Genomic DNA, 22,586 nt, shown 5'->3' on the forward strand with positions numbered 1-22,586 from the left:
CATGAAGATCGGCCTGGTCGTGATGGACGAGAATCCTTCCGACGCATTGAACGTGGTCAAGGCAGCGGACCGCGCCGGCGTGCACTCGCTGTGGAGCATCGACTACTACAACCGCAGCAGCCTCACCCGCGCCGCGTCGTTCGCCGCGGTCACGGACAACGCGATCGTCGGCACCAGCGTCACACCGCTTTTCGCCCGTGCACCGCTGGCGCTGGCTTCGGCGGCCGCCGACATCCAGGCCATCGCCGGTGGCCGGTTCGTGCTCGGGGTCGGCAGCAGCACCCGCCGGATGAACCAGGACTGGTACGGCGCGCCGCTGCAACACCCCGCGCCGCAGGTCCAGGAGCGCATCGAGCTGATCCGACAGCTGATCTCGCATCGCAGCGGCCCGTTCCGTTTCGACGGACGGTTCGACACCGTGGCGATGGGCCACTATGAGCGCGCCGGGCTTCCCACCGAAGTACCGATCATGGCGGCAGGAGTGGGCGAGCACATGGTCCGGGCGGTCGGGCAGTGCGCGGACGGCTTCGTCGGGCACACCATCGCGTCGGCCGAGAATCTGCGCGACGCGTCACTGCCGCTGCTGACCTCCGGTGCCGCCCAGGCCGGGCGCGCTGTCGAGGACATCCGGATCACCACCCAGATCGTGGCCGCAGCCGATTCCGACCGTGACGCGGCACGTCACGAAGCCGCGGCACAGGTGGGCTTCTACGCCACACCCAAGGGTTACGACGCGTTGTTCCCCGGTGCACGGCACAGCACAGCACCGAACGGCAATCCGCACGGGAAGCATTGGCCCGCAATGATATCGACGGTGTCGTGGCCGCCGGGCAGGCGATGGTCGAGGACCGTGCGGTGTTCGGCACCCCGGAGGACATCGTCGAACAACTGCGCCGGTACGCCGACGTCGTGGACTGGGCGCTGCTCTACCCACCGCACTACGGGGTCGAGGCCGAGCGCATCAACGCCAACGAGCACATGCTGATCGAGGTGGCCGCCGCGGCCGCTCGCGGCTAGTAGAACAGGCACAGAGCACGGTCGACGATCGCGGCGCGCAGCTCACCGCGATCGTCGTCGTGCAGGCCCGGTCCGATCCACACCGAGGACTGGTTCAGGACGCCGTGCAGGCACTGCAGAGCGACATTGACGTCGGGACAGGTGAATTCACCACTGGCCACACCCTGCTCCACCACCCGGCGGAACACCGCGTCGTGGCGGCGCCGCATGTCTTTCATCGGCTCCTCGAAGACCTCCGGCCAGCCTCGCGGCCAGGAGAACACCGCGGCCACCTCGGGCGCGGTCTCGGTGAGGATGCGGATCTGTTCATCGATCACGGCCGCCAGGTGCTCGCGGGCATCCACCTCTCCGAGCGCCTCTTCGCGCGCGGCCAACCGCTGCAGCACTTCCTGGGTCAGGGCCTCCAGTGCGGCAGCCACCAGAGCATCCTTGGACGAAAAGTAGTGGTAGAGAGTGGCCTTGGCGATGTCGGTCTGCTCGGCGACATCTTCCAGGCTCATGCCCTGGTAGCCGGATTCGGTCAGGATGCGGGTGGCGGTCTTGACGATCTCGGCCTTGCGCCGGTCACGACGGCGCTCCACGCGACTGGAACCCGCAGGCTGATCCTCCACGAGCCCATCCTAACCAGGGCGGGTCGACTACTCGACTGAGTGGACGAATTACCCCGGCTGCGCGCCGATCACCGAGAGCAACTGCAGCTTCTCGTAGCTCTCGCTGCCCGGTGCAGCGGTGTAGACCAACAGTTGTTCGGACTTGAGCTCAGCCGTCGCAGTATTGCCGCGGGCTGGGGCATCACCAGCAATATCGCCCACCCCGGCGTCGCTCCGACCAGCCTGCTGGCGGCTCGCCCGGAAGTCGGGCGGGCCGAGGACACCGTCGGTGTGCGGCTGATCCGCTGGTTCTCGGCGCGGGGCCTCATCGTGGGAACCGTGGCGAGCGCGAAACTGCCTGCGCTGATGGCCGCGGCGTCAGCCCAGGCGAAGGACGGCGCGTTCTACGGTCCCCAGTAGCCGGGGCACGTCGGCGGCCCTCCTGGTGAACAGAAACTCTGGAAACCACTGCGCGACAACGCGAACGCCACACGTGTGTGGACGGTGTCGGAGGAACTCACGGGAATCACCTTCGCGTGAAGCCGGGGCACTAAGCCGGCGCGATACGGGTGCGGGCCACCTGCGCCGCTCCGTTGCCGGTGATCAACCACAGCGTGGCGAGTTGCGCGATGAAATCGTCGAGCGACAGATGCACGTCGCCGTTGACGAACGCCAGGATGGCATCGGCAGTCCCGCCGACGATGAACGCCGGTGCGACCTGCGCCAGCGGATCGGCTTCCAACTCGACCCCGTGCACGGTGCGTCCGTGATCTATCAGTACGTCGGTCAGCCGGTGCATGACCGTCGTACGGTGCGCATCGAGTTCGGGCGACGCCGCGACACCCCCGAGTAGGACACGGGCGCGACGCGGGTCGTCCACGAGGGTCCGCACCGCGGCAGCCACACTCGCCAGGGCCTGGACCTCCAATGGCTGCTGTGCCGCCGCATCTGCTGCCGTCACGGTGGCGCTACGTACCTCGTCGGCGATGTCGTCGACGACCGCGGCCGATAAACCGTCGAGATCGGTGAAGCTCTCGTAGAAGTACCGTTTGTTGAGACTGGCTGCGGCACAAATCTTCTCAACCGTCACACCCCGCCATTCATTGCGCACCATCAGGTCCATCGCCGCATCCAGCAGGCGCCCGCGCCGTTGCCGGCGGCGGGCGTCAGCTGATTGGCCTCCGTAGGCGCGATTGGTCGTTGACACCACCAACACATTCTGGCACGGTTCAGTACCAGATATTGGGCACGATTCCGTACCAGATGCTCGAGAGGGGCGCCCATGGCCACCGCAGACACAAGAGCGCACGACGCCAACCGCACACCGGACGCCACCAAGGGGTCGGTATTGAACGACTTGCGCGAGTTGGCGCAGACGGCACCGGCCCTGGCCTGGCGCCAGGGCTGGGACTACCTACAGGAACTCGGCACCGCGGGTCGCCGCGACCAACTCGCCGCGCTGTTCGAGCGGGGACACGAACCCGACGGACCGCACGGAGCCATGGAGGGTCTGATCGTCGGCAACCTCTTCGGCATTCCCGAGGCGTCCCTGGCGAATCCGCTGTTGAAGATCGAACCGACCTGGCGCGGAAAGACGTTCGACACCGATACCGGCTTCAACCGGCTCGCGCCGATCGCCAAGTACGCGATGCGCGTCATCGCGCCCCTGTACCGCGGACTGCGTCGGGCCGGATCCGAGATGGTGGGATTCGAGTTCACCCACCGCATCGACACCGCGGCTATCCCGCCCTACATCAAGGTTCGGGCACTGGACTACAGCCCGGATGAATACCGGAACCCCAGCGTGCGCACCTTCCCGATCAAACGGACCCGCGACGAAATCGTCGAGCTGCTGCCCGGCCTCTATCTCGGGCGGGCCCTGTTGAACATGCACAGCGGCGAAGTGCGACCCATCGCATACTTCGCATTGCGGGAGTTCAGCGACGAAAGCGCCGGCCGGTGATCGATCTCGCCGGGGCCGTCGTATGCGTCACCGGCGGCGCACGCGGTATCGGTCGAGCCACCGCGGTGGCTCTGGTCGAGCGGGGCGCGAGGGTGTGGATAGGTGACGTCGACGCCGATGCAGCCACCCGCACCGCACATGAGATCGGCGCCAACGCCGCACATCTCGACGTCACGGACGCTGCGAGTGTGGCGGCGTTTCACAGCGCTGCCCGCGCTGACGGACCGGTGGCGATGTTGGTGAACAACGCCGGCATCCAGCACATGGGCCCCTTCGTGGGCCAGAAACTCGCGGCGTACCACCAAGAGATCGCCGTCAATCTGACCGGCGTCGTCAACGGCATGCACGAGTTTCTTCCCGGCATGCTCGATCGTAATCACGGCCACATCGTGAACGTCGCATCGATGGCGGCCAAGGTGACCACTCCGGGCATGTCGGTGTACTGCGCGACGAAGTACGCGGTGGCGGCGTTGTCACGAGCCGTTCGCGCCGAAATCGCCCACTCCGACGTCACCATCACTACGGTCATGCCTACCGCAGTCCACACCGACCTGACAGCAGGAGTCACACTCGACCTTCTCCCCACCCGCCAACCCGAGCAGATCGGAACCGTCATTGCCGACAGCGCACGCAACCCCGGACGCGAAGTCACCGTCCCGAAATGGTTGTCGCCGTTCGGGTTGCTGGAGGAGGCCACGCCGGAGCCGGTGATGCAACTGTTCAAACGACTTGCCACCCGAAACGAGCCACCCGGGCATTTCGATGCGGACCGTCGCCGCGACTACCTGAACCGGATCAACCGATGACGATCTTGGCCACCTGCCTCACCTCCCCGGTGAATAAGCACCGCGTCCAAGCCTTCGGCGCTGCCGTCACCTCCAGATTTCCGAGCGGTGACCGCCCACTCGCCGCACCGCCACCGGGATCGAATCTCAAGCCGGTCATGGGCAACTACGGTTTCCCGTTCCTCGGCCACGTGTTGAGCTCCCTGGCCGACCCGCTGTCCTTCGCCCGGGATCGCTACGAGCGCTACGGACCGGTGTCCTGGGCCGGCGGCGTCGGCTTTCGCGTCGTCGGCCTCATGGGCCCTGACGCCTTGGAAACCGCATGGATCAACCGGGACAAGGTGTTCTCCAGCACCCGCGGCTGGGCGCCGGTCATCGGACCGTTCTTCCACCGCGGAATCATGCTGCTCGACTTCGACGAACACCGCGATCACCGCCGCATCATGCAGGAGGCCTTCACCCGCAGCGCGCTGGACGGCTACCTCGAACTGATGCGGCCCAGTATCGATCGCACGCTTCGCAATTGGCCCTCGACACAGAGCTTTCCGTTCTATCCGTCCATCAAGCATCTGCTGCTCGAGCAGGCCGCGGAGGTGTTTGTCGGCACTCACCTCGGTCCCGAATCCGACCAGTTGTCGGCCGATTTCCACGACACGGTCCGCGGCGGGCAGGCACTGGTGCGGGCCGACGTACCCGGCGGTGTGTGGGCCAGGGGGCTACGGGCCAGGGAGCGGCTCGAGCGTTACTTCGCCGCGCAGGTTCCCGACCGCCAACGCGGCGACGGCACCGACCTGTTCTCGATGTTGTGCCGCAGTGAGGACGAGGACGGTGCCCGGTTCACCCAGGCCGACATCGTGAACCACATGATCTTCCTGCTGATGGCCGCACACGACACCACCGCCATCGCGTTGTCCATGCTGACCTACGAACTGGGCCGAAACCGGCAGTGGCAGGACGCGCTTCGCGAGGAGGCGCTCGCTCACCCGAACGACACCCCGACCCTTCTCGACCTCGATGCCTATCCCCTGCTCGACGCCGCCTTCAAGGAGATCCTGCGGATGTACGCGCCGGCCGGCGCACTCTTCCGCCAAACGGTTCGCGATACCGAGATCCTCGGTCACTTCGTCCCACGCAAAACGCAGGTGGCCATCAATGTCTATGCCTCCATGCGTCTTTCCGACTGGTGGCCCGATCCGGACACCTTCAACCCGGAGCGGTTCGTGGACAACGCCGCATCTCGTGCCGCGGTGAGCCGTTACGTGTTCGCGCCGTTCGGCGGCGGAGCACACAAGTGCATCGGCCAGCAGTTCGCCGACATGACCGTCAAGACCACCATGCATCAGATGCTGCGCCGGTTCGAGTGGAACGTGCCTGACGATTACCGGCCCCAGCTGACCTGGGGCACCGGACCGATGCCGGCCGATGACCTGCCGATCAACCTGCGGGCGCGCGGCTTGACGTAGCGTCGCTAAGGAGGCCCCCTCAAACCTGCGGCATCGCCTCACCGACGGGCTCGGGTTCCAGCGTCGGGTCTGCTGCTACGGCCGCCATCGGAACGGCTGCGGCCAGCGACATGATCAAGCGGTGCAATGCTTCTCGGCTGATTTTGCGGTGACTCAACCAGTCCAGCGTTGCACCCTCCATGAAACTCAGAAATCCTTCGAGTGCGACCCGCATGGCCGGGGGCTCAGCCTGACCCGGCAAGACCATCTGAGTGAACAGCGCCCGATACTGAGCGCGGTGGTCGGCGACGAACGCACGCACCTCCGGGTCGACACCAAGACCGCCACTCATGATCAGGCGGTAGGCCGCCTCCGAGCTCACTGCGAAATCCAGATACCGGTCGAGCATGGCGGACATCAACTCACGAGGCGGGACATCCTCGTTCATCCGCGCGTGGTCGAGCAGCTGGCGATGGAAGTCCTCGATGACCGCCAGGTAGCACTGCCGCTTGGAACCGAAGTAGTAGAACAGCAACCCCTTGGTGACGCCCGCGCGCTCAGCGATGTCATCCATCGATACGTCATCGAATGCACGGCTGGCGAAACAGTCGGCCGCCGCAACCAGTAGCTCTGCCCGTCGGGCCGGATCGCGATGTCGACGCGCACCACTCGCCATCGATCCTCCAAACATTGACTTTCGGTCAAACTTCGTCCACCGTAGCACCGACGGTCAAGTTTGACCGTTAGTCAAACTTATCGAGAAGGGAAACTGACCTTGCCTCACGAAAATCTCCGCAATGCCGTCGTCGTCATCACCGGTGGGGCTCGGGGCATCGGACACGCAACGGCGGCCGCTTTCGCTGAACGCGGGGCACGGATCGTCATCGGCGACCTCGACGAACAGGCGGCCAAAGAGGCCGCCGCAGCAATCGGACGAGGAGCATCCGGACACGGTCTCGACGTGTCGTCCCAGACGTCCTACGAGCGGTTCGTCGCCGCCGTCCACGACGAAGCGGGCGCCATCGATGTGCTCGTCAACAACGCCGGAATCATGCCGGTCGGCGCATTCACCGAAGGTGAGTTGGCATCGGTCCGTGCGACGATCGACATCAACCTGTGGGGCGTCATCCTCGGCTGTCACATCGTTCTACCTGGCATGCTGGAGCGACGGCGCGGGCAGATCATCAACATCGCGTCGGTGTTGGGGCGCGTCGCCGGCGGAGGTGTCGCGGCGTACAGCGCGAGCAAGTTCGGCGTTGTCGGCTTCACCCATGCGCTTCAGCAGGAGTTGCATGGATCGGGGGTGACGGCCTCGGTGGTGCTGCCGGGCGTGGTCCGCACCGAGCTGTCGAGTGGCGTTCCCGAACGCGGAGTGCCGATCTCGGACCCGTCGACGGTCGCGGCGGCGATCGTGCAAGCCGGCCTGGCCGCCAAGCCCGAGGTCACTGTCCCGGCATGGTCGGGCGCCCTGATGCGCACACTGGCCCTGTTGCCGCCGCGCCTCCGACAGCCTTTCTTACGGGCTACCGACTACGACCGCGCCATGCGAGGAGTCGACACGAGGCAACGCGCCGGATATCGCGACCGACTGGCCAAGACCGTCGGCGCCAGCTCGGACTTTGCGCTCAAGACTCAGGACGAGGACGACAACCGGTGACGATCGATCGAGTCGCCGCGTTCCAACGAGAACGCGCTGCCTTGTTGAGCTTCTGCGCCGAGTTGTCCCAGTCGCAGTGGCGGGCCGACAGCGCGGCCGCCGGATGGCGCGTGCAAGATGTCGTGGCCCACCTCGGCGCCAGCTGTCGCGCTCTTTTCACCCCTGCCGCGATCACGCTGTTGACGACGCGAGACATTGAGCGCGCCAACAACATCCCGGTCGATTCCCGACGCCACTGGCATTGGAGCCAGGTACTGGCCGAATACGAACGGTGGAGCGGCCGAACACTACGTGCAGCCTCGCTGGTCGCCAGGTCACCGGCACGTGCGCTACGCACCCGCCTCGGCGAACTCGGATCGTTCACGGTCGGCCTGGTCCTACCCGGAGCACTTGTCTTCGACCATCACACTCATCTACGCCATGACATCGCCCCGGCCATCGGCGCACCTGCGCCCGGTACGGACGCCGGACGCATGTCCGTCGTTGTCGAGTGGATGCTGGCTGTGCTGGCCAATCAACTGAGGGCTAACCCGCCCTCATGGCTGAGAGCGCCAGTCTGCCTGGAACTCTATGGCGACGGTGGTGGCCGGTGGCTCATCCGACCGGACGGCACGATCGCTACCGCTGCTGGCGATTGCGGCCCGGTTGCCTCTATACGAGGCAATGTCAACAGTTTTCCGGTGTGGGCGACCAAACGGGTCGACTGGCGCACATCCGACATCGCCATATCAGGAAACCAGGAACTACTGACCACCCTGCTTGACTCGATGAACATCGTCTGATGCCCGTCCGTAAATCGACAACGACGCCCATCGTGGATAGAGGATTGCCGGGCCCAGCCAGCGAGAGACGAAGCGGCGCAATGCGGGTCCCGTGCGGGGACCCGTTCCAGGATCGGTCAATATCGATTGCACCGTACGCAACGTCATCTCGGCAAGTTCACGCAGGCCGGTGTCGTCGAAGCCGTGAAGTCTCCAATCGACATCGAGTCGGTGAAAGACGGACAAGCAGAAGGTGATTGCCGTGTCGGAAGTCAGCGAGGTGACGGGTTCGCCGCCCTCTCGACGGGTCAGTAGCTTCTCCAGCTGTGGATCGCCGGAGAGGGTCTCGATTCCAAATGAAACGCTTTCGACCACTGCGGTGACCGGGTCGCCGACGCCGCTGACCTGATCCGTGACCTGGTCGATGAATCCGTTGACGGCACGCATTGCACTGGCGATGAGCAGCGCGTCGGCGTTGGGGAAGTAGCGGTACACCGTCTGGCGAGTGACACCGAGTCGGCGGGCGACGTCGGCGAGACGTATCCCGGCTCCATGCTCGGCAATCTCCTCATCTACCGCAGTCAGGATGCGCGAGATAGCTTCCTCGTCCGATGAGGGCGTCGAACCCGCCCAGCCACGACTACGCATTCGCCGCCACCAGCCTGTCGCTGGTGAATTCAATCGGAAGAGTTGTGGGACCGGTCATTCCGAGCACCGATTTCCATGGAGCCGGCCCGACACGATGGGTGGTGGGGAGGCGGCGGGTGAGGACTGTGAGTGCTTCCGCCAGTTCCCGGCGCGCGAGGTTCGCCCCCAGGCAATAGTGCGCGCCACCGCCGAACGTCAGAATTGCGGGAACGTCGTTGCGCGCGATGTCGAAGCGGTCAGCATCGTCATAGATGGCCGGATCTCGATTGGCGGCAAAGGTGTTCGCGAGTACGAAGGTGCCCGCCGGGAACAGATACCCACCGAACTCGACATCCTCGACGGCGGCTCGCGGCACGATACAGGCCGCTGGCGAGTGGCGCATGCTCTCCTCGACCGCCTGCATCGCAAGTTCCGGATGGTCGCGCAGCTTCGCCCATTGGTCCGGATGCTCGCAGAGCACCTGAACCGATGCCGCCAGCTGGTTTCGCGTTGTGTCCGTTCCCGCCATCAAGAAACCGGCCACCAGCATGCGGAGTTCGTCGAGATTCAGCCGGTCGCCATCGCTTTCGGCGCGAATGAGCTCGGACAGCAGATCATCGGTCAGGTTGTCCCGGCGGGCGGCAACCATGCCGTCGACGTAGTCGTCGAGTTCACCCCACGCACGCATGATCGCGGACTCGTCGAAGTTGGCGTCCGGCTGAAAGTTGAGGGCTTTGAAGACCTCCTCAGTCCAGTCCGCGAACAAATGCCAGTCCGCGCGAGGCGCACCGAGCAGCGCACACATGATCGGGGTGGGGTAGGGACGCGCGATGTCGGTCACGACGTCGCACTGCCCGGCGTCCACCACTCGATCGATCAGCCCGTTCACCACGTCGTGGATCGTGTCCTGCAGGCGTGAGGTCGCGCGGGGAGTGAACGCCTTGGAAACCAGCTTGCGCAACCGCACATGTGGTGCACCGTCCAGGCCCAGGAGGCTGCCCACCATCTTGTCGAACAAGGGACCAGAGGTGATGCCCTGGGCCGCCAGAGTGATACCGGGCGGGAGGCGGAACCTGTTGTCACGCAGTATGTCGCGAGCCAGTTCGTAGGACAGGATTTCCGGACCGAGGGGCCCGATGGCGATAGGCGCGCGTGCCTGCGCCGCTCGGACATCTTCGAGGATGTCGTGCGGAGTGGCGGTGAGGCTGTAACTGAGGGTCGGCAGCCCCGCGTCGAAGACGTTGGGAGCCACGCTGTTGACGTTCATCGACGTTCCCACCTTCCGCGAGGCCCATATCGGGCCCTAGCCGACATATTTGCCACAACCGTATGACCAAGAACATCTGAGCGTCAACAATCTGGAGCATTATCCCTGTACAGGCAGTCCATCAGATACCTAGACCATACGATGACCATACGATCTTCTGAATTATGTCCGCTTAGTGCGCCGCAGCACGGGTGAAGGCTGGATTGATCTTCAAGGGGCGACGGGGACGGACGCGGAGGCGTTACTGTGGGCCGCCCACAAACCAGAAATGGCAGATCAGTTGCCTGACCTGCCATTTGAGAGTGGAGCTAAGGGGAATCGAACCCCTGACCTTCTCGATGCGAACGAGACGCGCTACCAACTGCGCTATAGCCCCTGATACCGGAACGAAAGGCTACCAGCCGTCGGCCCGGAAGCGGAAACCGGCCGGCCTACTGGCCGGAAGCCCGCGGTAGATCGTATTCGCGCGACATCGACCCATACGACGCGTAGGCCAGGTGCTCGAAGATCGGATCCTCGTCGTCGATGTCGAGTACCACTGCGCCGGGCCTACGCAAGCGGGCCGGCACTACGTCGAGCTTGTGGTCGTCGGTGCTCTCCACGCCCAGCCGGGACCGCGCCATCCGTTGTGCACGACGACGCCGCAACTGTTCCTCGATACGCGTCTGGCGGCGCAGATAGGCCAGGTACAGCACGGTGACCGTGCCGGCACCGCCACACACCCACCAGGCCGACGGCGTCACCAGGAAGGCAGCGCCCGCCGAGAACAGCATCGTGGCCGCCAGCACCGCGAGCACCCGCTTGCGGAACCGGAACTTGCGGGCACTGACCTCCGCGGCGGTCTTGGACTCGAACCGGCGCTGGCGGGGCGCACTCGGCGATCCGACGGGGGTCTCTGCCGATTCCTCGCCGACCGGTTCGTCCTCGGCCTCGGGTTCCAGACCCGACGAGTCGTCGACGTACTCGTACTCGTCGGCAAGTTCTTCTTCATCGTCGGCGCCGACGGGGCCCGGCGCGCCCTCGGGTTCCTGGTTCTCATCGAGATCCACTGCGATGCGCTCGGTCTGGGCCTCGGATTCGACCGCGTCGAACTCCGCGGCCGGCTCCTCGACCGCGACGGGCTCAGGCTCCGCTTCGGGCTCCGGTTCCGGCTCGGCTTCCGCTTCAGGCTGCGTCTCGAATTCCAGCTCGAGTTCGGGCTCGGCGACTTCCTCGGGTTCGGCGACGGGTTCGGCAGCCTCGGCCATCGCACCGACCGGCAGTGCACCGGAATCCTCGTCGACGACGTCGACATCCAGATAGTCGGGTTCGGGGGTCTCGACGCTCACGGCGGCCACCACAACGGTGCGCTGCACGGTGGCGTGCACGCGCACCTCGGCCGGCTCTTCGTCTTCCTCGAAGTCGTCATCGAGGTTCTCGTCGAGGTGGTCGGCCGTGTGTTTCCAGTGCGGATCGCTGTGATGCCCGGCGGCCGGGCCGCGTCGTAAGCGTTGTGCGTTGCGGCCACTGTTGAGAACTCGTGTCGCCAGGGCGACGTCACTGGTGCGACGCACCGAGTCGCGCTTGCTGATCAACATCGGGACCAAAACGAAAAGCCAGAGAACGACAAGGGAAATCCACAGCAGTGACTGGGGGATGCTTGGCATGACGCCTGCTCCTTTCCCCTTCAGGCTAGGTCTGTGACCAGCGCATCCATGGATGGCGCGCCGACACAATTACACACCTGTAATTCATTCGATACAAGCACCACTAGTCACACGTGTCACATTGGTAACAGCTCAAGAACCCGAATTCGCCGAGATGGCTTCCAGGGCTGTGAATCCGGCGAAATCACGACCCTGGGCGCAGTTTCGACACGGCGCGCCGCAATCCGGGCCGACCCGGACGGCTCAGCACCAACTGGCCCGCCCGGCCGACACAAGGGCTTGAGACGCCGAATGTTTCAGCTCCTCCAACGTGACCGCCACCAGAAGGTGGTCCCGCCAGGCACCGTCGACCTCGAGATAGCGACGCAACAGGCCCTCCTCGCGGAACCCCACGCGTGCCAACACGGCCCGGCTTGCGGCGTTCTCGGGCCGCACCGTGGCCTCGACCCGGTGCAACTGCACCCCGGCGAAGCAGTGGTCGAGACCTAGCGCCAGCGCTCCGGTCGCCACCCCGCCGCCGGTCTTGTCACTGGCCACCCAGTAGCCGATCCAGGCCGATCGCAGCGCGCCATGGGTGACATTGCCGATCGTGAGCTGGCCGGCGAACTCGCCGTCGAGCTCGATCACATACGGCAGCATCCGCCCGCGCCGGGCCTCACCGCGCAAACCCGAGCAGATCGCAGGCCACGACGAAACCCCATGGCGGACATGCCAATCCACGCCACTTACCGGCTCCCAGGGCTCCAGGTGGGCCTGGTCAGCCAACCGGATCCGGCTCCACACCGCCGCGTCGCGCAGCCGCACCGGGCGTAGCCGCACCACGCCCGCCTGCACCCGCAGCGGACCGATCGGCCCGGGCCAACCCGGGTGAAAGGCACTGGACCGCAGCAGGCTCATCCGCACAGTCGATTCGTCACACCGTCATTCATCGAATGAAGTCTTATCAGCCGCGCTGGGCCAGGAATGCCACATCCACGGTTTCGCCGGTCCGGACCTCATCCACCTCGCTCGGAATCACCACGAGACAGTTCGCCTCGGCGAGGGTGGCCAGCAGATGCGTCGACGCCCCGGGCGCCCCGCCGAGTGCCTGCACCAGGTACTCGCCGGTGTCCTGGTCCCGCATCAACTGCCCGCGCAGGTATCCCGTGCGCCCGGCCACCGAGCTGATCGGTGCCAGCGTGCGGGCCTGCACCACGCGTCGCATGGGCTGGCGCTTGCCCAGTGAGAGCCGGATCAGCGGGCGGACCATCACCTCGAACACCACCAGCGCGCTGACCGGGTTGGCAGGCAGCAGGAAGACCGGAACGCGGTCCCGGCCGAGCTGCCCGAAGCCCTGCACCGACCCGGGATGCATCGCGATCCGGGACACCTCCATTTCGCCGAGTTCGGTGAGCACGCTGCGCACCGATTCGGCGGCGGCCCCACCCACCGCCCCGGCGATCACCACGATCTCATTGCGATTGACTTGGCCCTCAACGGTTTCCCGGAGTTCCCTCGGGTCGGTGCTGATGATGCCGACGCGGTTGACCTCCGCGCCCGCATCCCGGCCCGCCGCGGCGAGAGCATACGAGTTCACGTCGTACACCTGCCCGGTTCCCGGGCTGCGGGACACGTCGACGAGCTCGCCGCCCACGCACATCACCGACAGCCTCGGCCGCGGATGCACCAGCACCCGGTCCCGTCCGACCGCGGCCAACAGGCCCACCTGGGCCGGACCGATGATGGTGCCGGCCCGCACCGCGACATCACCGGGTTGCACGTCGTCTCCGGTGCGCCGGACGTAGGCGCCCGAACGCACACTGCGCAGGATCCGGACGCGGCTCTCCCCACCGTCGGTCCACCGCAACGGGAGCACCGCGTCGGCCAGCGTCGGCATCGGCGCACCGGTCTGCACCCGGGCAGCCTGCCGGGGCTGCAAGCGGCTCGGGGTCCGCGCCCCCGCCTCGATCGAGCCCATCACCGGCAAGCTGATCTCACCGGCACCGTCGCCCACCGACAACACGTCCACGCTGCGGACCGCATAGCCGTCGATCGCGGCCTGATCGAATCCCGGCATGGGCCGTTCGGTCACGACCTCTTCGGCACACATCAGACCTTGTGACTCGGCGATGGCCACTCGCACCGGCCGGGGCGCCACCGCGGCAGCCGCTACCCGAGCCTGCTGTTCCTCGACCGAACGCACAACACGCCTTCCTATCTACGGGCCCCGACTGCCGGACAACGCGCGGCGTAGGGCCCGACGCGTTGCTAGCCCTCCTGTCCGGCCAGACCCAACCGTTCGACCAACCAGCTCCGCAATTCGGGGCCGTAGTCGTCACGTTCCAACGCAAAGTCAACCGCAGCCTTCAGGTAGCCGCCGGGATTTCCCAGGTCGTGTCGGGCTCCGCGGTGCACGACCACGTGCACCGGATGGCCCTCTTCGATCAGCAGCGCGATGGCGTCGGTCAGCTGGATCTCGCCACCCACACCGCGCGAAACCCGACGTAGCGCATCGAAGATCGCCCGGTCCAGTAGGTAGCGGCCGGCCGCGGCGTACGGCGACGGCGCGTCTTCGGACTTGGGCTTTTCCACCATGCCCTTGACGCGCAGCACGTTCGGGTTGGCCGCATCGGGCACCGTCTCGACGTCGAAGACGCCGTAGGCGCTGATCTTGTCTTCAGGGACCTCGATGGCGCACAGGACCGTGCCGCCGCGCTTGGCCCGCACCTTCGACATGGTCTCCAACACGCCCGTCGGCAACACCAGATCGTCGGGTAGCAGCACCGCAATCGCGTCCTCGTCGGGAGCCAGCGCACTCTCGACGCAACCGATGGCATGCCCCAGCCCGAGCGGCTCCGCCTGCACCACCGACTCGACCTTGATCAACGCGGGAGCCCGCCGGACCTTCTCCAGCATGGTCTTCTTGCCGCGGGCCTCCAGCGTGCCCTCAAGCACCAGGTCCTCGACGAAGTGCGCGACGACACCGTCTTTGCCCTCGGAGGTGATGATGATCAGCCGCTCGGCGCCGGCCTCGGCCGCCTCCGCCGCGACCAGCTCGATGCCGGGGGTGTCGACCACAGGCAGCAGTTCCTTCGGGACCGTCTTGGTCGCGGGCAGGAAGCGCGTGCCCAGACCGGCCGCGGGGACCACGGCCGTGTAGGGAATCGGCACTTCAGGCGCCTTGGGAGAGGTGCTCATCGTTCACACACTAACGTCCGTTCTGAAATGGTGGAGGGCGTGACCCCGCCGACCAAGACCGAGTTGCGAGCTGGCGTTCTCCGTGCAAGACGGGCCGCGACCGACGACTGCCGCAACCGCGAGGCGCAGGCAATTTGCCACTGGCTGCCCGCACTGGTCCGTCCCGGGCAAACGGTGTGCGCCTACGTTCCGGTCGGCTCCGAACCGGGGTCTGCGGCCATGTTGGACACCCTGTTGGAACTCGGTGTGCGCGTACTGCTTCCGGTGGCCCGCAACGACGGGGACGGCCGCGCAATGCCGATGCAGTGGGGTGAGTATGTACCCGGCACGTTGGTGGCAGCCGAGTTCGGTCTCCGCGAGCCCGCGCCGCCGTGGTTGCCCGCCGGATCGATCGCCGACGCGGCGGTGGTACTGGTGCCCGCACTGGCCGTCGACCGCCACGGCAACCGGCTGGGCCGGGGCGCCGGCTTCTACGACCGCAGCCTGATCTACGCCTCACCGCATGCGCGACTGGTCGCGGTGGTACGGGACGACGAATTGCTCGACGAGTTGCCCACCGACCCCCACGACGTGCGCATGACGCACGCGTTGACGCCGTCGGGCGGAATGGTGACGTTGCACAGCTGAGCGGTCCAGAATCATCAGAGTGTCCGATCCGGTGAGCGCCGACTTCAGTGTCCGCATGCAGCTGATCGTCGACGTCCTGGCCCAGACCCTGGATCGGGCAGTGCTCCTGGACGACGAGGAGCTGACCCCGATCACGCACAGCCGTCAACTCGGCGAACTCGACGACGTGCGGGTCCACAGCGTGTTGCAACGCGAGACCCGCGCCGAGGTCAAAGCGGCGCTGTTCGAATTCGGAATCGGTTCGGCCGACTCGGCGGTGTGGATCCCGGCATTTCCGCAACACAACTTGATGCCGCGGTTCTGCGTGCCAGTGCGCTCGGCGTCCGAGCGGTTCGGCTACCTGTGGATCATCGCCCCTGAAGGGTCATTGTCCGAGGACGGTCAACGGCTGGCCGAACGAGCCGGCGCCGACCTGCTGGCCATCCTCGACCGCCGCAACGCGGCACTGCGCGCCGAAGAGTCTGCGCAGCAGGGCCTTTTGATGCGGTTGCTTGCCGCCGACGAACCTGCGCTCGCCCAGGCAGTCGTCCGTGAGCTGCATGCCAGGGCGATGGTCGAGCCGGACGACGTGGTTCAGATTTTCCGGTTCGAGCCCACCCTCGACGGCGCGGGCAATCCGGTCGATCGGAGTATGGCGCTGCGCCTGCGGTTGACGGCCACCGACCGAACGCACCGGTGGTACACCCTCGCCGGATCGCCGACCACGATCGTCGCGGTATCGCGCACCGGATCTGCCGCGGCGGCCGAAACTGTGGCCGGTGCCGTCCGGGCCAGCTACCGAACGCACCTGGCCATCGGCACCTCCGGCGTCGCTCTGCCGATAACACAAGCGGCCCTTGGGTTTCGACACGCGAGCCTGGCACTGACGCTCGCGGGCGTCGGCGCGAACAGCACCCAGGTTGCCGACTGGTCCGCACTCGGTTCGTGGCGCACACTGGCGCTGCTGGGCCAGGCCTACGACCGGGACCGGCTCGGCGAGCTGGTCCACCCCGGCATCGTCAGCCTGATCGAACAGGGTCGCGACGACCTCCTTCGCACGCTCGAGACCTACCTGGCCAACGGCGGCGACGTGCGGCGCACTTCCGAGGACATGTATCTGCACCGGTCCACGCTGTACTACCGGTTGGAGAAGCTGACCGAGGCCGTCGGCAGCGACCTCAGCGACGGCGAGACCCGTTTCGAACTGATGCTGAGCCTGCGACTGGCCCGGCTTGCCGGGCTGTACCGGCCCGATTCGACAACTGTCTGAACCGGCCGCCTGGGTTTCCTACAGTTTCGGCCCAATTTCGGCTCCATCGATCGGCCGCCGGGCATAGCGTTTCCTTCTGGTCGCTTGTGACCTGAGTCACATACCACGGAGGAGTCGGTACGCAAATGGGTGAAACACCCGCATTGAAGAAGGCACTCAGTCAGCGTCAGTTGACGATGATCGCCATCGGCGGCGTGATCGGCGCCGGCCTGTTCGTCGGCTCCGGGGTGGTGATCGGCGCTACTGGACCCGGCTCGTTCATCACCTATGCGCTGGCCGGGGTCCTGGTCATCATGGTGATGCGGATGCTGGCCGAGATGGCGGTGGCCAACCCGTCGACCGGATCATTCGCCGATTACGCGCGCAACTCGCTGGGCAACTGGGCGGGGTTCTCGGTCGGCTGGCTCTACTGGTACTTCTGGGTGATCGTCGTCGGCTTCGAAGCGATCGCGGGCGCCAAGATCATCCAATTCTGGGTGGATGTCCCCATCTGGCTGACCGCACTGCTCCTGTTGATCGCGATGACGGCCACCAATCTGTTCTCGGTGTCGTCCTTCGGTGAATTCGAGTACTGGTTCGCCGGCATCAAGGTGGCGGCGATCCTGGCGTTCATCGGTTTGGGCGCGCTCTTCGTCTTCGGACTGTGGCCGAACAAGGACATGGACTTCTCGAATCTGACCTCTCACGGCGGGTTCTTCCCCATGGGCGCAATGGCCGTCACCGTCGGTGTGGTGACGGTGATCTTCTCGATGGTCGGTGCGGAGATCGCCACCATCGCCGCCGCCGAGTCCGCCGATCCCGAGCGCGCCGTGGCCAAGGCCGCCAACTCGGTCATCATGCGTATCGCGATCTTCTTCGTCGGCTCCTCATTCCTGATCACGACGATCCTGCCGTGGGATCACTTCAAGAAGGACGCCGCGGGCAATGTCGCGTCGCCGTTCGTCTCGGTGTTCACCGAGATGGGTATCCCCTACGCCGATCACATCATGAATGCGGTGGTCCTCACCGCGGTGCTCAGCTGTCTGAACTCTGGGATGTACACCGCATCGCGCATGCTTTTCGTGCTGGCCGCCCGGCGCGAGGCACCGCCGCAGTTGGTCGCGGTGACCCGACGCGGCGTCCCGGCCCCGGCAATCCTGACCTCGTCTGTCATCGGCTTCCTGTGCGTGATCGCTGCGGCGTTCTGGCCGGACACCATCTTCGCGTTCCTGCTGAATTCCAGTGGCGCCGTGATCCTGTTCGTCTACCTGCTCATCTGCATCTCGCAGATCGTGCTGCGCTATCGCACCTCACCAGACCAGCTCAAGGTGAAGATGTGGCTGTTCCCAGTGCTGTCGATCCTCACCGCCGCAGCCATCTTCGGCATCCTGATCCAGATGTATGTGCAGGGCGGGGACAACCGGAAGGCCCTGACGTTGAGCGTGGCGTCGTGGGTGGTGGTGATCCTGCTGTTCCTGGCCAACCGGTGGTTCATCGGACACCGGCCCGAGGTGGCCGGCGTGGCCCCGGCGGACGGAGCCGCCCATCCACACCGAGTGTTGGTGCTGGCCAACGAGACCGTCGAATCCAACGAACTGCTCGACGAGTTGCGGCGCATCGGCGCGGACCGCGACGCCGTCTATCAGGTGGTGGTGCCGGCCAGCCCGATCGACACCGGGGTGGCCGCCACCCACGGGCCGCTCGACATCTCCGAGGCCACCACCCGCGCGGCCCAGCGTCGCCTCGATCAGACGCTCAGCACGCTGCGCTCCGAAGAGCTGCAGGCCGACGGTGAGTTGGGTGACTATCGTCCGCTGCGGGCCCTGGCCCACGCCGTCGAAACGTTCCGGCCCGACCAGATAGTGATTTCGACGCTGCCGCCGGAGGATTCGGTGTGGCACCGGTTCGAGGTCGTCGACCGGGCCCGCGCCGACTACCAGATCCCGGTGACCCATGTGGTGTCGCGAACCCGTACCCAGGAGCAAGTGTCGTGACCATCCTGGCCGCGTTCAGCGCGAGCCGGCACAGCAGCGCACCGCTGAACCTGGCGATCCAGATCGCCCGCACCACCGGCGAGCAGGTGATCGCCGCGGCGGTGATAGAACGGTCATGGGCGGCGCGCGATGACATGGTCGAGGGCGAGTACCTGGCCTACGTGCGCGCACAGGCCACCCAGGCGTTGCAGCGGGCAGTCGCGGTCCTGCCCATCGATCTCGACGTCACCCCGGTGGTACACGATTCCACCTCGATTCCAACCGGTTTGATCGAGCTTGCCGATGCCCACCGGGCGACCATGGTGACCGTCGGTTCGTCCTCGTCGGGCATGCTCGGCCGGGTCACACTGGGCAGTGTGACCGAACGTCTGGTGCACACCGCCCGGGTGCCGGTGGCGTTCGCGCCACGTGGGTATGCCCAGGCCGACGGGCGCATCAGCCGGCTCACCGCGGCGTACGGCGGCGAGGCCGACGTCAACGGGCTCATCCCGGCCACCGCCGAACTCGCGGCGTCATGGCAGGCCAAGCTGCGCATCGTCTCGTTCACGGTCCGCAACACCGCAGCGTTCGCCGGAACCATCGAATCGTCGGCCGAGGAGTTGGTGGTGCAGCAGTGGTCCCGGCGAACCATCGCCGAGATCACCAAACAGCTCAAGGCCGTTCGTGACCGGATGGCAGTTCCCGACGTCGACGTGGTGGTGGGTGCGGGTCACGATTGGAATGCCGCAGTGCAGAGCATCGGGTGGGACACCGGAGACATGCTGGTGCTGGGTTCGGGTGCCGCCGCCCCGACGGCCCAGGTGTTCCTCGGCTCGGCGGCGGGCAAGATCCTGCGCCGCTCGCCGGTGCCGGTGATGATCGCGCCGAGCTACCGGCGCGGCTAGCAGCTGTCGAGCACCACTGCCATGGCGCGCTGCTCCTTGGCCGAGACCCACAGCTGATAGGCGGATTTCACCTCGACCTGGCGGGCCACGAACTCACAGCGGAACGCCACGTTGGATGGGAGCCATCCGGCCGCGTCGCGGAAGGCCTTGTCGAAGTTGGGTTGTGCGCCGACCGCGATCAGGTTGCGCGGATCGTTGGCGAAGTCCTTGCGCCGCTGCGGGTCCCAGGACCGCGCCCCCTTGTACCAAGCGTCCGACAGGGATACGAGGTGGTCGATCTGCACCGTGCTGGAGGTGTCGGGGCCGCGGGTGAACGCGATCTCGACGCCGGTGTAGGGGTCGTGCAGGACACCGGTGGCGGCATAGCACGTGCCGGGCCGGACGGTCAGTCGAGCCAGATCGCGGCGCAGGATGTCGTCGCGGGTGTTGCACCCGTTGCGGCCGAACTCGACGTTGACGTCGTCGCTCCAGGCCTCACCGAAGCGGTACCGGGCGTAATCGGTGTCGCGGTCCCAGCCCTTGACCGGCAACCCCGCCAACAGCGTGCGGGCCCGGTCGTAACCGGGCGTCCGCTGCATCGGCGCCGGCGCCAGGCCTGTCGTCGGGGGCGGTGCCGAGGCCGCGGCGGAGCCGTCGACCGGCGTGGCGGCCTTCATGCGGGCCAGCACGAGCACGGCGAGCACCGCCAGGATTACCGCCACCACGAGCAGGACCGCTAATCTTCCGGTGCGCCGGCGCCGGCGGCCCGCGGGAATGACATGGCCCACGTAGCGGTTCTAGCACTTGAGCCGGTAGAGTGCTAACAAGTTTGACCAACTCGGAGGGTTTTCGTGCCTACCTATTCCTACGCGTGCACTGAGTGCGGCAATCGGTTCGACGCGGTGCAGGCCTTCAGCGACGATGCGTTGACCACCTGCCCCAAGTGCTCCGGCAAGCTGCGCAAGCTCTTCGGTTCGGTCGGCGTGGTGTTCAAGGGCAGCGGCTTCTACCGCACCGACAACCGCGAGTCGGGCAAGAGCTCGTCCAACGGTTCGTCCGGCAAGAGCGCGGACAGCTCGTCGTCGAGCACGTCCTCGGACTCGTCGTCGTCCTCATCGAGCTCTTCGTCCTCGAGTTCGTCGAGCAGCTCCAGCGCCGCCCCCGCCGCGGCCGCGTCAAGCTAGCCTCCGAGTTATCCACAGGGCGGCGAAGACGCCGTTCCCACCCGGCCGTCGCGCGCTTACCGTGGCGCCATGGCCGCATCACTCAACCCGCCACCGTGGCGTCGGCTGACTGCTGCGCGGCCTGATTGGACCCGAACCGTGGCTGCCCGCCGCGCCGCGGCGGCCGGTCTGGTGATTCTGGCGGCCATTGCCGCGTTACGCTCCGACCCGCACGGCGACTACATCGAGGTCGCGGTGGCAGCGCACGACCTGTCCCCTGGCGTCGCGTTGACCGCCACCGACGTGCGGCTGGAGCGGCGTAGTACGGCGACGGTGCCCGACGGCGCCCAGCGTGACGTGGCACCGATGATCGGCGCGACGCTGACCGCGCCGGCCCGTCGCGGCGAGGTGATCACCGATGTCCGGCTGCTCGGATCACGATTGGCCGAGACGGCAGCGGGCCCGGATGCCCGCATCGTGCCGGTGAAACTCAACGACACCGCGCTGCTGGATCTGATCCGCCCCGGCGACGTCGTCGATGTGCTGACGGTGACCGCCGATCAGGACGACAAGGGGCCGGCCCGGCCGGTCGTGGTGGCCGCCGGAGCCGTGGTGGTGCTCGTTTCGGAGAAGGTCCGCGGAGCCGGTGCGGGCGGCGACCGGGTGGCGCTGGTAGCTCTACCGGCCCGCCCGGCCAATGAAGTGGCGGCCACCAGCCTGGTGCAGGCACTGACACTGACCATTCACTGAGCTCGGGTTCCCTTGCCGGACAAGGCAGTTCACACGAGTCGAAGTTGTTGTCCCACAATCACCCAGCCGCTCAGCCAACTCCGTTACTGTTTGCTTGTCCCATTTAACAACCCACACTGCAGGAAGGGTCCCCGCATGTTGAAGGGCTTCAAAGAGTTTCTCTCCCGCGGTAATGTCATCGATCTTGCGGTTGCTGTGGTCATCGGCGCCGCCTTCACCGGCTTGGTCACCGCCTTCACCGAAAAGGTCGTTCAGCCGCTGATCGACCGCATCGGCGCCGGCCCCGGCAAGGAGTACGGGGTTCTCAAAATCTCGCTGGGCGGCGATCCCGAGACGTTCATCGACTTCAATGCCGTCCTGTCTGCCGCCATCAACTTCATCCTGGTGGCCGCGGTGATCTACTTCGTCATCGTTCTGCCGTACAAGAAGTTGCGCGAGCGCGGCGAGGTCGAACAGGCGCAGGACACCGAGTTGAGCATCCTGACCGAGATCCGCGACCTGCTGGCCGAGAATGGCTCCGGCGGCAAGCACGTTACCGGCCCCGGCACCGGCCCGAGCCCCGACACCGCCAAGTACACGAGCGCCGACCGCGACAAGTAGACACCCGAACACAAAAGCAGCCCCTGGATTTCTCCAGGGGCTGCTTTGTTGAGGCCTAGAACTGGACGTTCATGTGCTCAGTTCATGTTCCAAGGCTCGCCGTAGGTGGTGACGCTGTCACCGGTCGAGGCGATCAGGCGGGCGAACGGACGCAGCAGCACACCACCGGCCGCACCGGTCACGGTGCCGTGCGCGTTGGACACCGCCACCCCGCCGGCCGGACCCTTGACGTCCACCGAGAAGGTCGCGACTTCCTGGATACCGGGGCCGTTGCCCAGGTCCGCGCTGATCGACACACCCGGGAACAGGTTCGGGGTGATGACGGACTCCAGGCCGAAGGGCGGGCCGGTGATGTCACCATCGTCGATCAGGATGTTGGGGGTCGTGTAGGAGAAGTTGATCCCGACGCCCAGTGACCAGGGGAAGCCG

General features: G+C 66.2%; 24 protein-coding genes, 1 tRNA gene and 2 pseudogenes. 14 read left to right on the forward strand and 13 right to left on the reverse strand.

Features of this window, described 5'->3' with window-relative positions:
* Window position 1: 1 nt before the first annotated feature.
* Window positions 2–985: an LLM class flavin-dependent oxidoreductase gene (locus AC4ELS_RS11265; protein ID WP_499047410.1), complete on the forward strand. Its 984-nt coding sequence runs from the start codon at window positions 2–4 to the stop codon at window positions 983–985.
* A gap of 28 nt (window positions 986–1,013) precedes the next feature.
* On the opposite strand, the gene AC4ELS_RS11270 is transcribed toward AC4ELS_RS11265, so the two are convergent.
* A complete protein-coding gene (locus AC4ELS_RS11270; RefSeq protein ID WP_448442007.1) occupies window positions 1,014–1,628 on the reverse strand; it encodes a TetR/AcrR family transcriptional regulator in 615 nt (204 codons plus the stop codon).
* 48 nt (window positions 1,629–1,676) lie between these two features.
* A pseudogene (locus AC4ELS_RS11275) lies at window positions 1,677–1,775 on the reverse strand (transcriptional regulator); the annotation flags it as partial.
* On the opposite strand from AC4ELS_RS11275, the pseudogene AC4ELS_RS11280 reads away from it, so the two are divergent.
* A pseudogene (locus AC4ELS_RS11280) lies at window positions 1,731–2,147 on the forward strand (short chain dehydrogenase); the annotation flags it as partial. The pseudogenes AC4ELS_RS11275 and AC4ELS_RS11280 sit on opposite strands and share 45 nt — an antisense overlap.
* Before the next feature lie 10 nt (window positions 2,148–2,157).
* On the opposite strand, the gene AC4ELS_RS11285 reads toward AC4ELS_RS11280, so the two are convergent.
* The gene (locus AC4ELS_RS11285) at window positions 2,158–2,742 is read right to left on the reverse strand and encodes a TetR/AcrR family transcriptional regulator (protein ID WP_499047461.1); all 585 of its coding nucleotides are present in this window, start codon (window positions 2,740–2,742) and stop codon (window positions 2,158–2,160) included.
* A 147-nt stretch (window positions 2,743–2,889) separates the two neighbouring features.
* Here AC4ELS_RS11285 and AC4ELS_RS11290 point away from each other — a divergent pair, with 147 nt between their 5' ends.
* From AC4ELS_RS11290 to AC4ELS_RS11300, 3 genes are read left to right on the forward strand one after another with little or no spacing between them, the layout of a single operon-like run.
* Window positions 2,890–3,570 (forward strand): hypothetical protein, encoded by a 681-nt coding sequence (locus AC4ELS_RS11290; RefSeq protein ID WP_499047412.1) that lies wholly within the window; start codon window positions 2,890–2,892, stop codon window positions 3,568–3,570.
* Window positions 3,567–4,376, forward strand: a complete 810-nt coding sequence (locus tag AC4ELS_RS11295; RefSeq protein WP_499047414.1) for an SDR family NAD(P)-dependent oxidoreductase — start codon at window positions 3,567–3,569, stop codon at window positions 4,374–4,376. The genes AC4ELS_RS11290 and AC4ELS_RS11295 overlap by 4 nt, the downstream gene beginning before the upstream one ends.
* Window positions 4,373–5,818: a cytochrome P450 gene (locus AC4ELS_RS11300; protein WP_499047416.1), complete on the forward strand. Its 1,446-nt coding sequence runs from the start codon at window positions 4,373–4,375 to the stop codon at window positions 5,816–5,818. Before AC4ELS_RS11295 ends, AC4ELS_RS11300 begins: the two co-directional genes overlap by 4 nt.
* 19 nt (window positions 5,819–5,837) lie before the next feature.
* On the opposite strand, the gene AC4ELS_RS11305 is transcribed toward AC4ELS_RS11300, so the two are convergent.
* Complete coding sequence (locus AC4ELS_RS11305; RefSeq protein ID WP_064886081.1) at window positions 5,838–6,488, reverse strand: TetR/AcrR family transcriptional regulator; 651 nt, start codon at window positions 6,486–6,488, stop codon at window positions 5,838–5,840.
* Window positions 6,489–6,572: 84 nt separating this feature from the next.
* Between AC4ELS_RS11305 and AC4ELS_RS11310 the strand changes: the two genes are divergently transcribed.
* Together AC4ELS_RS11310 and AC4ELS_RS11315 are read left to right on the forward strand one after the other, a co-directional pair.
* The gene (locus AC4ELS_RS11310; RefSeq protein ID WP_499047419.1) at window positions 6,573–7,454 is read left to right on the forward strand and encodes an SDR family oxidoreductase; all 882 of its coding nucleotides are present in this window, start codon (window positions 6,573–6,575) and stop codon (window positions 7,452–7,454) included.
* Window positions 7,451–8,236, forward strand: a complete 786-nt coding sequence (locus AC4ELS_RS11315) for a maleylpyruvate isomerase family mycothiol-dependent enzyme (RefSeq protein ID WP_499047421.1) — start codon at window positions 7,451–7,453, stop codon at window positions 8,234–8,236. Before AC4ELS_RS11310 ends, AC4ELS_RS11315 begins: the two co-directional genes overlap by 4 nt.
* Here the strand turns inward: AC4ELS_RS11315 and AC4ELS_RS11320 are convergent.
* The 7 genes from AC4ELS_RS11320 to AC4ELS_RS11350 all read right to left on the reverse strand — a co-directional run bounded on the left by AC4ELS_RS11320 (window position 8,198) and on the right by AC4ELS_RS11350 (window position 14,932).
* The gene (locus tag AC4ELS_RS11320; protein ID WP_499047423.1) at window positions 8,198–8,863 is read right to left on the reverse strand and encodes a TetR/AcrR family transcriptional regulator; all 666 of its coding nucleotides are present in this window, start codon (window positions 8,861–8,863) and stop codon (window positions 8,198–8,200) included. The two genes, AC4ELS_RS11315 and AC4ELS_RS11320, sit on opposite strands and share 39 nt — an antisense overlap.
* Window positions 8,856–10,109: a cytochrome P450 gene (locus AC4ELS_RS11325; RefSeq protein ID WP_499047424.1), complete on the reverse strand. Its 1,254-nt coding sequence runs from the start codon at window positions 10,107–10,109 to the stop codon at window positions 8,856–8,858. The genes AC4ELS_RS11320 and AC4ELS_RS11325 overlap by 8 nt, the downstream gene beginning before the upstream one ends.
* 303 nt (window positions 10,110–10,412) lie before the next feature.
* Window positions 10,413–10,485 (reverse strand) — tRNA-Ala (locus AC4ELS_RS11330).
* A 55-nt stretch (window positions 10,486–10,540) separates the two neighbouring features.
* Window positions 10,541–11,755 carry a divisome protein SepX/GlpR gene (gene sepX, locus AC4ELS_RS11335; protein WP_499047426.1) on the reverse strand — a complete coding sequence of 405 codons (1,215 nt, stop codon included), beginning with the start codon at window positions 11,753–11,755 and terminating at the stop codon, window positions 10,541–10,543.
* Between the two features lie 243 nt (window positions 11,756–11,998).
* On the reverse strand, window positions 11,999–12,652 hold the full coding sequence (locus AC4ELS_RS11340) for a GNAT family N-acetyltransferase (RefSeq protein ID WP_498889116.1): 654 nt from the start codon (window positions 12,650–12,652) through the stop codon (window positions 11,999–12,001).
* 46 nt (window positions 12,653–12,698) lie between these two features.
* Window positions 12,699–13,937 carry a molybdotransferase-like divisome protein Glp gene (gene glp, locus AC4ELS_RS11345; protein ID WP_064886094.1) on the reverse strand — a complete coding sequence of 413 codons (1,239 nt, stop codon included), beginning with the start codon at window positions 13,935–13,937 and terminating at the stop codon, window positions 12,699–12,701.
* 65 nt (window positions 13,938–14,002) lie between these two features.
* Complete coding sequence (locus AC4ELS_RS11350) at window positions 14,003–14,932, reverse strand: UTP--glucose-1-phosphate uridylyltransferase (RefSeq protein ID WP_064886096.1); 930 nt, start codon at window positions 14,930–14,932, stop codon at window positions 14,003–14,005.
* A gap of 39 nt (window positions 14,933–14,971) precedes the next feature.
* Between AC4ELS_RS11350 and AC4ELS_RS11355 the strand changes: the two genes are divergently transcribed.
* The 4 genes from AC4ELS_RS11355 (at window position 14,972) to AC4ELS_RS11370 (ending at window position 19,665) form a co-directional block, all read left to right on the forward strand.
* On the forward strand, window positions 14,972–15,559 hold the full coding sequence (locus AC4ELS_RS11355) for a 5-formyltetrahydrofolate cyclo-ligase (protein WP_499047428.1): 588 nt from the start codon (window positions 14,972–14,974) through the stop codon (window positions 15,557–15,559).
* 19 nt (window positions 15,560–15,578) lie between these two features.
* Window positions 15,579–16,808 (forward strand): PucR family transcriptional regulator, encoded by a 1,230-nt coding sequence (locus AC4ELS_RS11360; RefSeq protein ID WP_499047430.1) that lies wholly within the window; start codon window positions 15,579–15,581, stop codon window positions 16,806–16,808.
* Window positions 16,809–16,933: 125 nt separating this feature from the next.
* The gene (locus AC4ELS_RS11365; RefSeq protein ID WP_499047432.1) at window positions 16,934–18,781 is read left to right on the forward strand and encodes an amino acid permease; all 1,848 of its coding nucleotides are present in this window, start codon (window positions 16,934–16,936) and stop codon (window positions 18,779–18,781) included.
* Window positions 18,778–19,665 (forward strand): universal stress protein, encoded by an 888-nt coding sequence (locus AC4ELS_RS11370; protein WP_499047434.1) that lies wholly within the window; start codon window positions 18,778–18,780, stop codon window positions 19,663–19,665. Before AC4ELS_RS11365 ends, AC4ELS_RS11370 begins: the two co-directional genes overlap by 4 nt.
* Here the strand turns inward: AC4ELS_RS11370 and AC4ELS_RS11375 are convergent.
* Window positions 19,662–20,432 (reverse strand): HNH endonuclease family protein, encoded by a 771-nt coding sequence (locus AC4ELS_RS11375; RefSeq protein WP_499047436.1) that lies wholly within the window; start codon window positions 20,430–20,432, stop codon window positions 19,662–19,664. The two genes, AC4ELS_RS11370 and AC4ELS_RS11375, sit on opposite strands and share 4 nt — an antisense overlap.
* A gap of 63 nt (window positions 20,433–20,495) precedes the next feature.
* Here AC4ELS_RS11375 and AC4ELS_RS11380 point away from each other — a divergent pair, with 63 nt between their 5' ends.
* The 3 genes from AC4ELS_RS11380 (at window position 20,496) to mscL (ending at window position 22,157) form a co-directional block, all read left to right on the forward strand.
* The gene (locus AC4ELS_RS11380; RefSeq protein ID WP_064886104.1) at window positions 20,496–20,828 is read left to right on the forward strand and encodes an FmdB family zinc ribbon protein; all 333 of its coding nucleotides are present in this window, start codon (window positions 20,496–20,498) and stop codon (window positions 20,826–20,828) included.
* Between the two features lie 69 nt (window positions 20,829–20,897).
* A complete protein-coding gene (locus AC4ELS_RS11385) occupies window positions 20,898–21,557 on the forward strand; it encodes an SAF domain-containing protein (RefSeq protein ID WP_448441976.1) in 660 nt (219 codons plus the stop codon).
* Between the two features lie 135 nt (window positions 21,558–21,692).
* Window positions 21,693–22,157, forward strand: a complete 465-nt coding sequence (gene mscL / locus AC4ELS_RS11390; RefSeq protein WP_064886108.1) for a large-conductance mechanosensitive channel protein MscL — start codon at window positions 21,693–21,695, stop codon at window positions 22,155–22,157.
* Window positions 22,158–22,234: 77 nt separating this feature from the next.
* Here the strand turns inward: mscL and AC4ELS_RS11395 are convergent.
* The coding region (locus tag AC4ELS_RS11395; RefSeq protein ID WP_499047438.1) for an MspA family porin at window positions 22,235–22,586 on the reverse strand (352 nt) is incomplete at its 5' end.

This window comes from Mycobacterium shunyiense (assembly GCF_058270035.1).